Origin of the sequence: Solilutibacter pythonis (assembly GCF_003697345.1) — a bacterium.
Classification (GTDB): Bacteria; Pseudomonadota; Gammaproteobacteria; order Xanthomonadales; family Xanthomonadaceae; genus Solilutibacter; species Solilutibacter pythonis.
Window position 1 is genome coordinate 213,023 of sequence record NZ_RFLY01000001.1, and the last position, 13,241, is coordinate 226,263.

The following is a 13,241-nucleotide window of genomic DNA, read 5'->3' on the forward strand; positions in this document are numbered from 1 at the left end:
GCCAGCCAACGACGGTTGTGTTGCGATGCGGCATCCGTTTCCGCATCGTCCGACATGCCCCATCGTGTGTTCAATTTCAGCGCCGGTCCGGCCACCCTGCCGGCACCCGTGCTGCGTCAGGCGCAGGCCGAACTGCTGGACTGGCATGGCCTTGGCGTCTCCGTTGCCGAGATCAGCCATCGCAGCGCGCCCTTCATCGAACTGGCCGCCGAAGCCGAAGCCGATCTGCGCACCTTGCTCTCGGTACCCGACGACTACGCCGTGCTGTTCATGCAAGGCGGTGCGACGTTGCAACAGGCGCTGATCCCGCTTAATTTCGCTGCGCCGGGGCAGGCCGCCGATTACCTCGTCACCGGCCACTGGGGCCAGACCGCGTTGAAGCAGGCGCGGCCCTGCGTGGATGCGCGGGTGGCGGCAAGCGGCGCCGAGAGTGGCTTCCGCGAGGTGCCCGCGCGGGGCGAATGGCGGCTTTCCGGCGATGCGGCTTATCTGCACGTTACCGCCAACGAGACCATCCATGGCGTCGAACTGCGCGAGCGCATCGAGGCCGACGCGCCGGTATTCGCCGATTTCAGCTCCAGCATCGCCTCCGAGCCTGTCGAGGTGCGCGATTACGGCCTGATCTACGCGGGCGCGCAGAAGAACCTCGGGCCATCCGGCATCGCCGTGGTGATCATCCGCCGGGCGCTGCTGGCGCGCGCCGGCCAGCCGCGCGCCGAGATCCTCGCCTATGCCTCGCACGCGGCGCGCGATTCCATGCTCAACACGCCGCCCACCTTCAACTGGTACCTGCTGGGGCTGTGTCTGAAGTGGATGCTGGCCGAGGGCGGTGTCGAGGCTTTCGGCCAGCGCAATGCCGCGCGCGCGGCGCGGCTTTACGCCGCCATCGACGGCTCCGGTGGCTTCTACCGCAACGAGGTGGCGCCGGCGGTGCGTTCGCGCATGAACGTGCCGTTTTTCCTCCACGCCGCCGAACTCGATGCCGAATTCCTGCGCCAGGCCGGCGAACGCCAACTGATCGGCCTCAAGGGGCACAAAGTGGTGGGCGGAATGCGCGCCTCGCTCTACAACGCGCTGCCGGACGCGGCGGTGGATGCATTGATCGACTTCATGCGGGAGTTCCAGAAGACCCATGGCTGAAAAGAAGCGGGTGGCGAAGAAATCCGCGGCCGTCGCGGCCAGGAAGCCGGCGCTCGATCTTGCCGCCGTGCGTGCCGAGATCGATGGCATCGACCGCCGTATCGGCGAATTGATTTCCGAGCGCGCGCGTTGGGCGCAGCAGGTCGGCCGGGCCAAGGGCAAACTGGCGGCGGCGGTGGATTACTACCGTCCGGAACGCGAGGCGCAGGTGCTGCGGCAGGTGATCGACCGCAACCAGGGGCCGCTGGCGGACGAAGTGCTGGTAAGGCTGTTCCGCGAGATCATGTCGGCCTGCCTGGCCCAGCAGGAGCCGCTGCGAATCGGTTATCTCGGCCCCGAGGGCACCTTCTCCGAGCAGGCCGTACACAAGCATTTCGGCCATTCGGTGAAGGCGTTGCCGATGGCGAGCATCGAGGAGGTGTTCGACCAGGTGGCCTCCGGCGATGCCGATTTCGGCGTGGTGCCGGTGGAGAATTCGGGGCAGGGCACGCTGTATTCCACCCTCGACATGTTCCTCTCCTCGCCGCTGAAGATCTGTGGCGAGGTGGAGTTGCGCGTGCACCAGTACCTGCTGTCGAGGAGCGGCCGGATCGAGGACGTGGAGCGGGTGATTTCGCATGCCTTCTCGCTTGGCCAGTGCCGTGCCTGGCTGCGCCAGCACCTGCCGCTGGCCGAGCGGCAATCGGCGCCCAGCAATGCCGAGGCCGCGCGCCGCGTCCGCAATGCCGACGATGCCGCGGCGATCGCCGGCGAGAACGCCGCGCACGTCTACGGGCTCAAGGTCATCGCCGGTCCAATCGAAGACCGCCAGGACAACACCACCCGCTTCCTGGTGCTGGGCCGTGAGATGTTTCCGCCCTCGGGCCACGACCGCACCTCGCTGCTGGTGACATCGAGGGACGCGCCGGGCCTGCTTTACCGGGTGCTGGAGCCGCTGGCGCGCTGCGATATCAGCATGAACCGGATCGAATCGCGGCCCGGCCATGGCCAACTGTGGGAATACGCCTTCTTCATCGATGTCGATGGTCATGCCGGGCAACCGCCGCTGGCCGAGGCGATTGCCGAGATGCGCGCGGCTGGCCGCGACGTGCGCGTGCTCGGCGCCTACCCGGTGGCGATGCCGTGAGCCGCGATTTCGAGGCGCTGGCGCAGGCGGGCGTGCGAGGTTTGCGCGCCTACGATCCCGGGCACGATCTGGTCGCGTTGCGGCGCGAGGCGAAAGCCGCGCTGACCGAACTGGGCGCCAACGAGAACAGTCATGGCGCTTCGCCGTTGGCGCTGGAAGCCGCGCGAGCCGCATTGGCCGATGTCTGGCGTTATCCCGACCCGCTTGGCGGCGACTTGAAGCGGGCGCTGGCCCGGCATCATGGTGTCCGGGCTTCGCAGATCGTGCTTGGCAACGGTTCACATGAATTGCTGATGCAGTTCGCGCAGGCATTCGCGGGGCCGGGCGAGGAGGTCGTCGCTTCGCGCCATGGCTTCGCCGTATACGCGCTGGCGGCGCAGGCGGCGGGCGCGAAGCTGGTGCTGGCCGATGCGCTGCCGCGCGATACCGCGATGCCGCTGGGCCACGATCTCGATGCGCTGGCGGCCGCGCTCACACCGCGCGCCAAATTGGTTTACCTCGCCAATCCCAACAACCCGACCGGCACCTGGTTCTCCGCCACGGCGTTTGCGGCGTTCATGCGGCGCGTCCCGCCGGAGGTGATCGTGGTGGTGGACGAAGCATATGCCGAATACGTCGACGCGCCGGAATGGCAAAGCGCGGTCGCGCTTTTGCCGACGCATCCCAATCTGGTCGTCACCCGCACCTTCAGCAAGGCGCACGCGCTGGCCGGGCTGCGGGTGGGGTATGCGTTGGCGCATGCGGAATTCGTGGCGGTGATGGAGCGGCTGCGCCAGAGCTTCAACGTCAACATGCCGGGGCTGGCCGCCGCCGAGGCGTCGCTGGCCGACCCGGTGCATTTGGAGGCCGCTGTCATCGCCACCCGCCTCGCGCGCGGGCGCTTGGCCGAAGAATTACGATCGCGCGGCTACCGGGTCTGGCCTTCGCAGACCAATTTCCTGCTGGTGGCGTTCGGCAGCGAAACCCCCGCGCTGGAAGCCTGCCTGCTGGCGCAAGGCGTGGTGCCGCGGCCGATGGCCGGCTATGGTTTGCCGGAATGCCTGCGCATCACGGTTGGCGATGCCGAGGAGAATGCGCGCCTGCTGGCCGCGCTCGATGCCTGCCGGAGCCACGCGCATGGCTGACTGGCGGGCGGGTGGGGCGGGCGGGCCGGTACGCGGCCGGATCACGGTGCCGGGCGACAAATCGGTGTCGCACCGGGCGATCATGCTGGCGGCGCTCGCCGATGGCGTCTCCCGCATCGAGGGCTTCCTGGAGGGCGAGGACACCCGCGCCACCGCGCGCATCTTCGGGCGGATGGGGGTGAGGATCGAAGCGCCGGAGGCCGGCGTGCGTATCGTGCATGGCGTCGGCATCGATGGACTGCGCGCACCCGATGGCCCGCTCGATTGCGGCAATTCCGGCACCGCGATGCGTCTCCTGGCCGGCCTGCTGGCGGCACAGCCGTTCGCCTGCGCGCTTGTCGGCGACGAGTCGCTGTCCAGGCGGCCGATGCGTCGCATCACCGATCCGCTCGCCTCGATGGGCGCGCGCATCGACACCCGGCCCGATGGCACGCCGCCGCTGCGAATCTCGCCGGCTGCGCGGCTGGCCGGCATCGACTACGCAAGCCCGGTGGCGAGCGCGCAGGTCAAGTCGGCGCTGCTTCTGGCCGGTCTGTATGGCGATGGCGAAACCACGGTGCGCGAGCCGCACCCGACCCGCGATTACACCGAGCGCATGCTGCGCGCCTTCGGCGTGGATGTCGCGTATGCGCCGGGCCATGCGCGATTGCGTGGCGGCCAGCGCCTTTGTGCCGGCGACGTGCGGGTGCCGGGCGATTTTTCCTCGGCCGCTTTCGCCATCGTCGCGGCCACTTTGTTGCCGGGCTCGGAACTGCTGATCGAGAACGTCGGCATCGACCCGCGCCGCATCGGCCTCCTGAGCGCATTGCGCCTGATGGGGGCGGACATCGAGATCGTCGATCCGCGCGAGGAGGCCACGGGCGCTATCGCCGACTTGCGGGTGCGGCATGCGCGCCTGCGCGGCATCGAGGTGCCGGTGGCGGTCGTGCCGGACATGATCGACGAATTCCCGGTGCTGTTCGCCGCCGCCGCCTGCGCCGAGGGCACCACCCGCGTGCGCGGCGCGGCCGAGCTGCGGGTCAAGGAATCCGACCGTATCGCGGCGATGGCCAGTGGCCTGGCGGCGCTCGGCATCGAGGTGCGGGAAACGCCCGACGGGGTGGAGATCGTGGGCGGCCGGCCACGGGGCGGGCATGTGCGGAGCCTGGGCGATCACCGTATCGCGATGAGTTTCGCGGTGCTGGCGCAATGCGCGGCGGAGGACGTGCGCATCGAGGATATCGACAACGTGGCGACCTCCTACCCCGGCTTCGATGCGGGGATGCGCGGCATTGGGCTTGCGATCGAGACCGTCCGGTAGCGCTCAGATGCCCAGCGCGCGCAGCTCGGCCATCGGGCGGGCGCGCTCCCATGCCTCGTCGAAGCGGCCCGCCAGTGGGCGCGCATGCTGGCCGCCGTCGCTGAAGGTGGCGGCCAGCGGGGCGCCGCTGTCGAACAAAAGCAGCCGCCCCCGGTCGTCGACCATGAAGCCCTGGGTGGCCGGCGGCGCGAAATCGGCATTGGTCTGGCGTAGCAGGATGAGGCTGGGCAGGCGTTGGGCCAGCGTGACCAGTGCGGGGTGATCGCGGAGCAGCCCCTCGGTTTCGACCAGGAGCACGCGCGCCGCGCGCCGCGAATCGGCGGTGGCGAAGCCGCGCAGGGTGTCGATGAAGGCGGGTGACGACCACAGCGCCGCATCCAGCGCCGGCACGAAGCAGGAGAGATGCCGCGAAGCGCCCGCGGCCATGCCGGCGATGGCCGCGTTGAGGGCGTCGATGCCTTCGGCGCGCTGCGTGGTCATCGGCTTATTCGTCTTCGACCAGTTGGTAGTGGCCGGCATCGGCCAGCGTCTGCAACAGGGCGCGGCCGCGCGCGGTCAACGTGGTGAGCAATGCCTGGTCGAGCATCTCCGCCCCGGCGATCCGCCTGGCATCGGCCACGGTGGCCGGCCAAGCGCCGCCGTTGGCGAACAGCAGGGCGTCGTTGCCGGACTGGCGCCAGGCCATGCGCGAATACGGGTGGCGCGCCCAGACGGCGCCCTCGGCGATGTCGCGGGCCAAGTCGCGCCCGGTGGCATCGGCGGGCGAGGGGGCCTGGCCCTCGGCCACGCGATAGGCGCTGACGAAACGGCCGAACCATTCGCCCAGTTCGTCGCGGCTGCTCAGGCGCAATTGGTTGAGCGCGCTCAGGGCGCGGTCGAGCGCGGCTTCGTCGATTTCGTTTGGGTCCTTCGGCAGATCGAGATCGGTATCGGCGTAGCGGATGCGTTCGTCGGCGTCGAAGGCGAGGGTATCGGCGTAATGTTCCAGTAACTCGGCGCTGGAGGGCGCGCGCAGGCCGACCGAGATGGTCAGGCAGGCGTCCTCGGCGATGCCGTGGTGCGGTACGCCGGGCGGCAGGTAGAGCATGTCGCCGGGGGCGAGCACCCAGTCCTGGTTGGGATCGAAATGTTTGAGCAGGCGCAGCGGCACGTCGTCGCGATAGGTTTCGTCCGGGCGGGCGCGGGTGTCGATCTGCCAGCGGCGGTGGCCCACGCCCTGGATCAGGAACACGTCGTAATTGTCGATGTGCGCGCCGACCGAGCCGCCGGGAGCGGCGAACGACACCATGATGTCGTCCATCCGCCAGCGCGGCAGGAAGGGGAAATGGTCGAGCAGGGCGCGCACGTCGGCATCCCATTTGTCCACGTCCTGCACCAGCAGCGTCCAGTCCTGGCGCGGCATGTCCGGGAATTTCTCCTCCGGGAACGGGCCGCTTTCCAACTGCCAGCCATCTGTTTCCCAGTCGTGTCGGACGATCCGGGCCAGTGCGCCTTCTTCGCAGGCGAGGCCGGCCAGGTCTTCCGGCTGGATCGGCGATTCGAACGCCGGGAAGGCGTTGCGGATCAACAGCGGTTTCTTCTGCCAGTATTCGCGCAGGAACTGCACAGGCGGCATGCCGAGCATGCCTTTGCCGCTGGCGTCGATTTCGACGGGAACGATGTGTTGGGCTGACATGGGTTATCCGTGGGTCGTGATGATGGCGTCGTAGCCTGTGGCGTTGAATTCGATCAGGCACCAGCCGTGGCCGAAGGGATCGGCAAGCTGCACGATGCGCCCGAAAGGTTCGTTGCGGATATCGCCTTCCCGCCTTGCTCCGGCGTCCAGGGCACGTTCGAGAACTGCCCGGAGGTCGTCCACGGCGATGTCGCAGTGCAGCGGTGTCCAGTGGCGCGAATAGCGTCGCGCTTCGCCGTTATGGGCGCAGGTGCCGGCGGCGTTTTCCAGCAGGAATACCGCCAACGGCGCGCCGCTCATTTCGATGGCCGCGTCACCCAGGCGGCGTTCCTTGCGCCAGCCGAACGCCTGGCCGTAAAAGCGCGACGCGGCTTCAAGGTCGGGAACGTCGATGTTGAGCAGCATCCGCATGATGGGAGGCGCTCAGATGTCCCGAGCCAGGGCTTCCGCCAGGCCGGTGTAGCCGCCCGGCGTCATGCCGAGCAGGCGCTGCCTGGCATCGGCGGGCAGGTCGAGTCGCTCGACGAAGGCGCGCAGCGATTCGGCGGTGATGCCCTGGCCGCGGGTCAGGGCCTTCAGTTGCTCGTAAGGCTCGGGCAGGCCGTGGCGGCGCATCACCGTCTGCACGGCTTCGGCCAGCACTTCCCAGTTGGCGTCGAGATCGGCGGCGAGGCGCTCGGGATTCACTTCCAGCTTGTCCAGGCCGCGCAAGAGGGCGTCGAAGCCGATCAGCGCATGGCCGAAGGCGGTGCCGAGCGCGCGCAGCACGGTGGAATCGGTGAGGTCGCGCTGCCAGCGGCTGATCGGCAGCTTGGCGGCGAAATGTTCGAATAGCGCGTTGGCGATGCCGAAGTTGCCTTCCGCGTTTTCGAAGTCGATGGGGTTGACCTTGTGCGGCATGGTGGAGGAGCCGACTTCGCCGGCTTTCAGCTTCTGCCTGAAGTAGCCCTGCGAGATGTAGCCCCAAACGTCGCGGGCCAGATCGATGCAAATGGTGTCGATGCGTTTCATCGCGTCGCTCAATTCGGCGATGCCGTCGTGCGGTTCGATCTGGGTGGTGTAGGGCTGCCAGTCGAGGCCGAGCGATTCGACGAAGGCGCGCGAGAACGCCGGCCAGTCCACGTCGGGATAGCTGGTGACGTGGGCGTTGTAATTGCCGACCGCGCCATTGATCTTGCCGGGCATCGGCAGCGCCGCCAGCACGGTGCGCTGGCGTTCCAGCCGGGCGACGACGTTGGCGATTTCCTTGCCGACGGTGGTGGGCGAGGCGGTCTGCCCGTGGGTGCGCGAGAGCATTGGCAGCGCGGCGTGCGTGTGCGCCATGTTGCGCAGCCTGGCGATCAGGCCATCGAGCTTGGGCAGCACAGCCGCATCGCGGGCCTCGCGCAGCATCGATGCGTAGCTGAGGTTGTTGATGTCCTCGCTGGTGCAGGCGAAGTGGACGAATTCCATTGCCGGCGCCAGTTCCGCATCGGCCTTCATTGCGTTCTTGATGAAGTATTCGACCGCCTTGACGTCGTGATTGGTGGTGGCCTCGATGTCCTTGACCGCTTGCGCGTCGGCGACGGAAAAGTCGGCGGCGATGGCGCGCAGGCGGGCGATGGTGGCCTGTGGGAAGGGGGAAAGCTCGGCGACGCCCGGTTCGGCGGCCAGCGCCAGCAGCCATTCCACTTCCACCTTCACGCGCGCCTTGATCAAACCGTATTCGGAAAAGATCGGGCGCAGGGCGTCGACCTTGCCGGCATAGCGGCCGTCGAGCGGGGAGAGGGCGGTGAGAGCGTGGGACATGGGGTTTCCGGGGCGAGGGTCACTGCCCGCCATTTTAATTGGGTATTCGGATACCCGTGTGGCTCGCGCGTCGGTTCGCGTCGGACGATGCGGGCATTCGCGCGTCGTGCGACGGGCTTGGGCGGGTCGTCATGCGGCCGGCCTGACGATACGCCATCATGCCGGTATGGAGGCATGATGGCTTCCACCATCCATATAGGAGCGAAGGCGATGACCGATTACCGTACCGAACACGACAGCATGGGCGAGTTGCAGGTGCCCGCCGATGCCCTTTGGGGGGCGCAGACCCAGCGCGCGGTGGAGAACTTCCCGGTATCCGGGCTGGGCATGCATGCGTCCTTCATTCATGCGCTGGGCGCGGTCAAGGCCGCCGCCGCCGAGGTGAACGGCAGGCTCGGGCTGCTGGACGAGAAGCGCGCCACGGCGATCGCCAATGCCGCCGAGCTGGTGGCCAATGGCGATTTCGACGAGCAGTTCCCGCTCGATCGTTTCCAGACCGGCTCCGGCACCTCGACCAACATGAACGCCAACGAGGTGATCGCGCACCTGGCTTCGTCGAAGCGGCTGGCGGTGCATCCCAACGACCACGTCAACCTGGGGCAAAGCTCCAACGATGTCATCCCGACCACCATGCGGGTGGCCTCGCTGGTGGCGGCCAAGCAGGTACTGCTGCCGGCACTGAAGCATCTGCGCAAGACCATCGGCCGGCGCGCGAAGGGGCTGACGAAGACGGTCAAGACCGGACGCACTCACTTGATGGACGCGATGCCGTTGACCTTCGCCCAGGAATTCGGCGCCTGGTCGGCGCAATTGTCCTCCGCCGAGGCACGCATCGAGGACGCGCTGAAGCGGGTGCGGCGGCTGCCGATTGGCGGCACCGCGATCGGCAGCGGCATCAATGCGCATCCGAAGTTCGGCCGGAAAGCGGCCGAATCGCTTTCGAAGCGGCTGGGCGTGAAATTCGAGTCGGCCGACGACAAGTTCGAGGGACTGGCCGCGCAGGACGATCTGGTGGAGCTTTCCGGCCAACTGAACGCCTTGGCGGTGGCTCTGACCAAGATCGCCAACGATCTGCGCTGGATGAATGCCGGCCCGCTGGCCGGCCTGGGCGAAGTGGAATTGCCGGCGCTGCAACCGGGCAGCTCGATCATGCCGGGTAAGGTCAATCCGGTGATCTGCGAGTCGCTGGCGATGGTCTCGGCGCAAGTGATGGGCCTGCACGCGGCCAATACCGTGGCCGGGGCCAGCGGCAACTTCCAGTTGAACGTGATGCTGCCCTTGATCGCCAACAATCTGCTGGATGCGATGGAATGGCTGTCGAACGGAATGCGCCTGCTGGCCGACCGGGCGATTGCCGGGCTGAAGGTGCGCGAGGACGTGGTGGCGCAGGCGTTGGCGCGCAACCCGATTCTGGTGACGGCGTTGAACCCGCTGATCGGTTACGAAAAAGCCGCGGCGATCGCCAAGCGCGCCTACAGCGAAGGGCGCGCGGTGCTGGAAGTGGCGATCGAGGACAGCGGGTTGCCGGAGGCGGAACTGCGCAAGCTGCTGAATCCGCAGGCGCTTACCACCGGCGGCATACACCCGGGGGCCGCCGCCGGCGGTTGAGCGGCGAAAGGCGGCTTATTCGAGCGCGTTCACCGCCTTGCCGCCGATGCGGACAATCCCGGCATCGCGCAGATCGACTTCCGCATCGGCGGCCGGGCGCGGATAGTGCACGCCGCCGACGCTCAGCGCCGTGGCATCGAGCAGGGCCTCGATATCGTCCGCCTTCACCGTGGCGGCGCCCCCACACGAGGACACCGCCACATGGCCCGGCGGCAGCAGAAAGCGCACGCCCTCCAGGCTGGCGGTGGAGCCGCTCATGGCCTGTACGCTGGTACACATCGATTAGCGGATGCCCTCACGGACCCGCGTGCGCATGTCGGGCGCGCGGGCGGTGGCGCCGTTTTCCTTCAGGCAATCGTCGACGTCGGCCTGGGTGAGGCGGGCATATGGCTTGAACTCGGGCAGGGCGGCGGCCAGCTTGTCCTGAGTGGCGAGCAGCGCGGGCAATTGCGCGCAGATGCGTTTGGCATCGGCTTCCAGCTTTTTCGCCCCGGCCTCGATTTTCTGCCCGATCTGTTCGGGCTTGCCCTCAAGCAGGCCGCCTATCGCTTCCTTCACCGCTTGGCCGGCCAGGTCGGCACCCTGGATGCCGATCGCCATCCCGGTCTCGGCGATGCCGTGCATGCCCTTGCGATACTTCAGCAGCAGCGCGCGCTGGGCGTCGTCGATCTTTACCGGCTTGCCTTCGATCAGGAACTCGCCCTGCGGATCGATTTCGGCGGCGGGTTGATCGCCGCCACCGACAGGTATGCCCCGGCCGCTTTCAAGCGTCAGGTTTTCGGTCGTCATTTCCTTGCGTGCCTCGCCGATGGCGGCCTCGACCGCCTGGCCGATCGCGGTCCGTGGCGGGGTGGCGGGCGGCGGCGCGTTGTTGCAGGCGGCCAGCGACAGGGCGGCCAGAACGGGAACGATGAGGCGAAGTTTCATATTGGAATCCTCGAAAAAGACCCGAGCGTCAGGCATCGTCGCGCCAACGGCGCAGGCGGATGGCGAGAAGAATCATGGCGATGCCGGCGGCCGCGCCGATCCACAGGCTGGGATTGCGATAAACATCGCCACCGAACACCAGCGACAGATTTTGCGCCAGCTGATCGCCGCTGCCTCCCGACCCGATAAACCGGGGGCCCTTGGTCATGCCGAATAGGTGGCTGAGAGGCCACGCGCTGGTCAGCAGACGCGCCACGATGTGCTCCCAGAACCAGTTCGAACCGATATCGAAGAACTCGAACCAACTCACCAGGACGCCGGCCAGCAACGGCACCAGCACCGCCCACAGGAATGGCTTGGATCTGGCCCAGGCCGAGCACAGCATCAGCCAGCCGGCCGTCGGCAGCGCCCACAGCATGTAGATCGGAATCCAACTGAACAACAGGGTGAGTAACCTGAAGGGCCGCAGTTGCGCCCAGTAGATGGTGAATGGATTGCCGCCATTGATGGCGATGAACAGGCTGACCAGGATGCCGAAGCCCAGCATCACCGCCAGCGCGACCAGCACGGCGGTCAATGGCGCCACCAGCAGCGCGGTCAGCAGTTTGCTCCACACGGTGAGTCCGTCGGAGACCGGCAGCGACTTCCAGAACAGCACGCTGCGATCCCGGCGTTCGTCGTACAGCGCGCCCAGCAGGTAGAAGAACACCACGAAGCCGAACACCAGCAGCGGCCAGAACGCCGACATCAGCGTGATGCCATTGATGGCGTCGCTCAGTTGGCGCAGTTTCTCGGTGGGGACGTTGGCGAACAGGTCGTTCCAATTCATGCTGGAGAGCGGGACTTCCTTGCCCTCGAAATCGACGACCTGGTCGCTGTAACGGGCGAACATGAGCTGCCCGGTGCCGCCGCCGAGCAAGGTGAAGAACAGGAAGATCGCGCCGGCCACCACCGGCGCCCACAGGAAGCCGCCCCTGTGCTCCCAGAATTCGCGTTTCAGCAGCCACTTCAGTTTCTGGGTGGCTCGCGGTGCCGCGCGGACCGGCGTGGGGCTTTCGTTGACGGTGGCGTTCATGCGTAGGTTCCCTTCATGGTGGCGACGAACAGATCGGCGAGGCCGGGAATGCGGGTTTCGCCGTATTCGCGCAATCGCGGTGCCGGCACGCCGTCGAACAGCATCACGGTCTTGCCGAAGGCCAGCGCGCGCTCGTCGAGCGGTTTGAGCGCGCGCGCCTCGTCGAGCCTGCCGGCATCGACCAGCACTTCGACGTAGCGCTGGCCGATGTCCTCCATCGAGGTGTCCAGCACCACCTTGCCGTCGCGGATGAACATCACGTCGCTGAGGATGTGTTCGACCTCCTCCACCTGATGGGTGGTGATGAGGATGGTCTTTTCCTCGTCGAAATAGTCTTCCAGCAGACGCTGGTAGAACTGCTTGCGATAGAGGATGTCGAGGCCGAGGGTAGGCTCGTCCAGTACCAGCAGGCGGGCGTCGATCGCCATCACCAGGGCCAGGTGCAGCTGCACGATCATGCCTTTCGACATCTCCTTGACTTTCATCGCCGGGTGCAACCGGGTGCCTTGGATGAAGCGTTCGAAGCGCTCGCGCGAGAAGCGCGGGTGCACGCCTTCGACGAAATCGGCGACTTCGCGGACGCGGATCCAGCGCGGCAGCACGGCGACGTCGGCGATGAAGCAGATGTCGTTCATCAATTCGTCGCGCTGGCTGCGCGGGTCTTTGCCTAGCACCTTCAGCTCGCCCTCAAACTGGATCAGGCCGAGGATAGCCTTGAGCGCCGTGGTCTTGCCCGCGCCGTTAGGACCGATCAGGCCGACGATGCGGCCGGCCGGAATCTCGAAATCGGCGCCATCCAGCGCCCGTTTATTCTTGTAGACCTTACTCAGGCCGCGTGCGTTGACGGCGATGTTCATTTCGCTCCCCATTTCTTCGATGGATCGATCAATTCGTTCGGGTCCAGGCCAAGGCGCTCGATACGTTCGAGCACCAGCGGCCATTCCTCGCCAAGAAAACGCTGGCGTTCGCTGGCCAGCAGTTTCTGCGGCGCGCCCTCGATCACGAACATGCCGAGGCCGCGGCGTTTTTCCACCAGGTCCTCGTCGGCCAGCTCCTGGAAGGCGCGCGAGACGGTGATCGGGTTCAACTGGTATTCGGCGGCGATGGTGCGTACCGAGGGCAAGGCATCGCCGGGCTTGAGTTCGCCGTCGATGATCTTTGCCACCACCAGTTCCTTCAACTGGCGGTAGATCGGAACGCCATCGGCCCATTGGTGCTCGCTCATGGCGTGAGGCTCCGGGGCAATAGCGAGAAGAACGTCGCCGGCTTGGCGCCGGCCTCCAGCGCGCGCGGGGCGGTGGAGCCGGCATCGAGGGGAATGAGGCAGACCAGGCCGAACAGGGCCAGCGACAGCGTCATGATCGGCAGGAGGGCCAAGGCGGGGCGGTGGCGTCGCATGATGGGACTCGTGTCGAAAGTTGGTGTTGTATTTAACTATAACACCAGACTGGAAGCCGTCAAGTTCCCGTCTACCCAAC

Annotated in this window: 15 protein-coding genes; 5 read left to right on the forward strand and 10 right to left on the reverse strand. The window is 67.0% G+C overall.

Going from position 1 to position 13,241, the window contains the following annotated elements; translation table 11 throughout:
* Positions 1-54: 54 nt before the first annotated feature.
* From serC to aroA, 4 genes are read left to right on the forward strand one after another with little or no spacing between them, the layout of a single operon-like run.
* On the forward strand, positions 55-1,140 hold the full coding sequence (gene serC, locus EBB59_RS01050) for a 3-phosphoserine/phosphohydroxythreonine transaminase (RefSeq protein ID WP_122100294.1): 1,086 nt from the start codon (positions 55-57) through the stop codon (positions 1,138-1,140).
* Positions 1,133-2,266, forward strand: a complete 1,134-nt coding sequence (gene pheA, locus EBB59_RS01055) for a prephenate dehydratase (RefSeq protein ID WP_122100295.1) — start codon at positions 1,133-1,135, stop codon at positions 2,264-2,266. Before serC ends, pheA begins: the two co-directional genes overlap by 8 nt.
* Complete coding sequence (gene hisC / locus EBB59_RS01060; protein WP_122100296.1) at positions 2,263-3,390, forward strand: histidinol-phosphate transaminase; 1,128 nt, start codon at positions 2,263-2,265, stop codon at positions 3,388-3,390. Before pheA ends, hisC begins: the two co-directional genes overlap by 4 nt.
* The gene (gene aroA / locus EBB59_RS01065; RefSeq protein ID WP_122100377.1) at positions 3,383-4,690 is read left to right on the forward strand and encodes a 3-phosphoshikimate 1-carboxyvinyltransferase; all 1,308 of its coding nucleotides are present in this window, start codon (positions 3,383-3,385) and stop codon (positions 4,688-4,690) included. The genes hisC and aroA overlap by 8 nt, the downstream gene beginning before the upstream one ends.
* 3 nt (positions 4,691-4,693) lie before the next feature.
* Here the strand turns inward: aroA and EBB59_RS01070 are convergent, their stop codons facing one another.
* The 4 genes from EBB59_RS01070 to purB are packed head-to-tail and all read right to left on the reverse strand — an operon-like array spanning position 4,694 to position 8,153.
* Positions 4,694-5,170, reverse strand: coding sequence for a DUF7931 domain-containing protein (locus EBB59_RS01070; RefSeq protein WP_122100297.1), 477 nt, complete (start codon positions 5,168-5,170; stop codon positions 4,694-4,696).
* 4 nt (positions 5,171-5,174) lie between these two features.
* Positions 5,175-6,365, reverse strand: coding sequence for a cupin domain-containing protein (locus EBB59_RS01075; RefSeq protein ID WP_122100298.1), 1,191 nt, complete (start codon positions 6,363-6,365; stop codon positions 5,175-5,177).
* Positions 6,366-6,368: 3 nt separating this feature from the next.
* A complete protein-coding gene (locus EBB59_RS01080) occupies positions 6,369-6,770 on the reverse strand; it encodes a VOC family protein (protein ID WP_342769017.1) in 402 nt (133 codons plus the stop codon).
* Between the two features lie 18 nt (positions 6,771-6,788).
* Positions 6,789-8,153 carry an adenylosuccinate lyase gene (gene purB / locus EBB59_RS01085; protein ID WP_122100300.1) on the reverse strand — a complete coding sequence of 455 codons (1,365 nt, stop codon included), beginning with the start codon at positions 8,151-8,153 and terminating at the stop codon, positions 6,789-6,791.
* A gap of 210 nt (positions 8,154-8,363) precedes the next feature.
* Here purB and EBB59_RS01090 point away from each other — a divergent pair, with 210 nt between their 5' ends.
* Positions 8,364-9,761 (forward strand): class II fumarate hydratase, encoded by a 1,398-nt coding sequence (locus EBB59_RS01090; RefSeq protein ID WP_122100301.1) that lies wholly within the window; start codon positions 8,364-8,366, stop codon positions 9,759-9,761.
* A gap of 15 nt (positions 9,762-9,776) precedes the next feature.
* Here the strand turns inward: EBB59_RS01090 and EBB59_RS01095 are convergent, their stop codons facing one another.
* The 6 genes from EBB59_RS01095 to EBB59_RS13685 are packed head-to-tail and all read right to left on the reverse strand — an operon-like array spanning position 9,777 to position 13,161.
* Positions 9,777-10,019 (reverse strand): hypothetical protein, encoded by a 243-nt coding sequence (locus tag EBB59_RS01095; RefSeq protein ID WP_122100302.1) that lies wholly within the window; start codon positions 10,017-10,019, stop codon positions 9,777-9,779.
* 24 nt (positions 10,020-10,043) lie between these two features.
* Positions 10,044-10,688, reverse strand: coding sequence for a YggN family protein (locus tag EBB59_RS01100; RefSeq protein ID WP_122100303.1), 645 nt, complete (start codon positions 10,686-10,688; stop codon positions 10,044-10,046).
* A 28-nt stretch (positions 10,689-10,716) separates the two neighbouring features.
* Complete coding sequence (locus tag EBB59_RS01105; RefSeq protein WP_245978870.1) at positions 10,717-11,763, reverse strand: hypothetical protein; 1,047 nt, start codon at positions 11,761-11,763, stop codon at positions 10,717-10,719.
* Positions 11,760-12,632 carry an ABC transporter ATP-binding protein gene (locus EBB59_RS01110; protein WP_122100304.1) on the reverse strand — a complete coding sequence of 291 codons (873 nt, stop codon included), beginning with the start codon at positions 12,630-12,632 and terminating at the stop codon, positions 11,760-11,762. Before EBB59_RS01110 ends, EBB59_RS01105 begins: the two co-directional genes overlap by 4 nt.
* Positions 12,617-12,988 carry a GntR family transcriptional regulator gene (locus tag EBB59_RS01115; RefSeq protein WP_122100305.1) on the reverse strand — a complete coding sequence of 124 codons (372 nt, stop codon included), beginning with the start codon at positions 12,986-12,988 and terminating at the stop codon, positions 12,617-12,619. Before EBB59_RS01115 ends, EBB59_RS01110 begins: the two co-directional genes overlap by 16 nt.
* Positions 12,985-13,161, reverse strand: a complete 177-nt coding sequence (locus tag EBB59_RS13685) for a hypothetical protein (RefSeq protein WP_158601677.1) — start codon at positions 13,159-13,161, stop codon at positions 12,985-12,987. Before EBB59_RS13685 ends, EBB59_RS01115 begins: the two co-directional genes overlap by 4 nt.
* Positions 13,162-13,241: the final 80 nt, after the last annotated feature.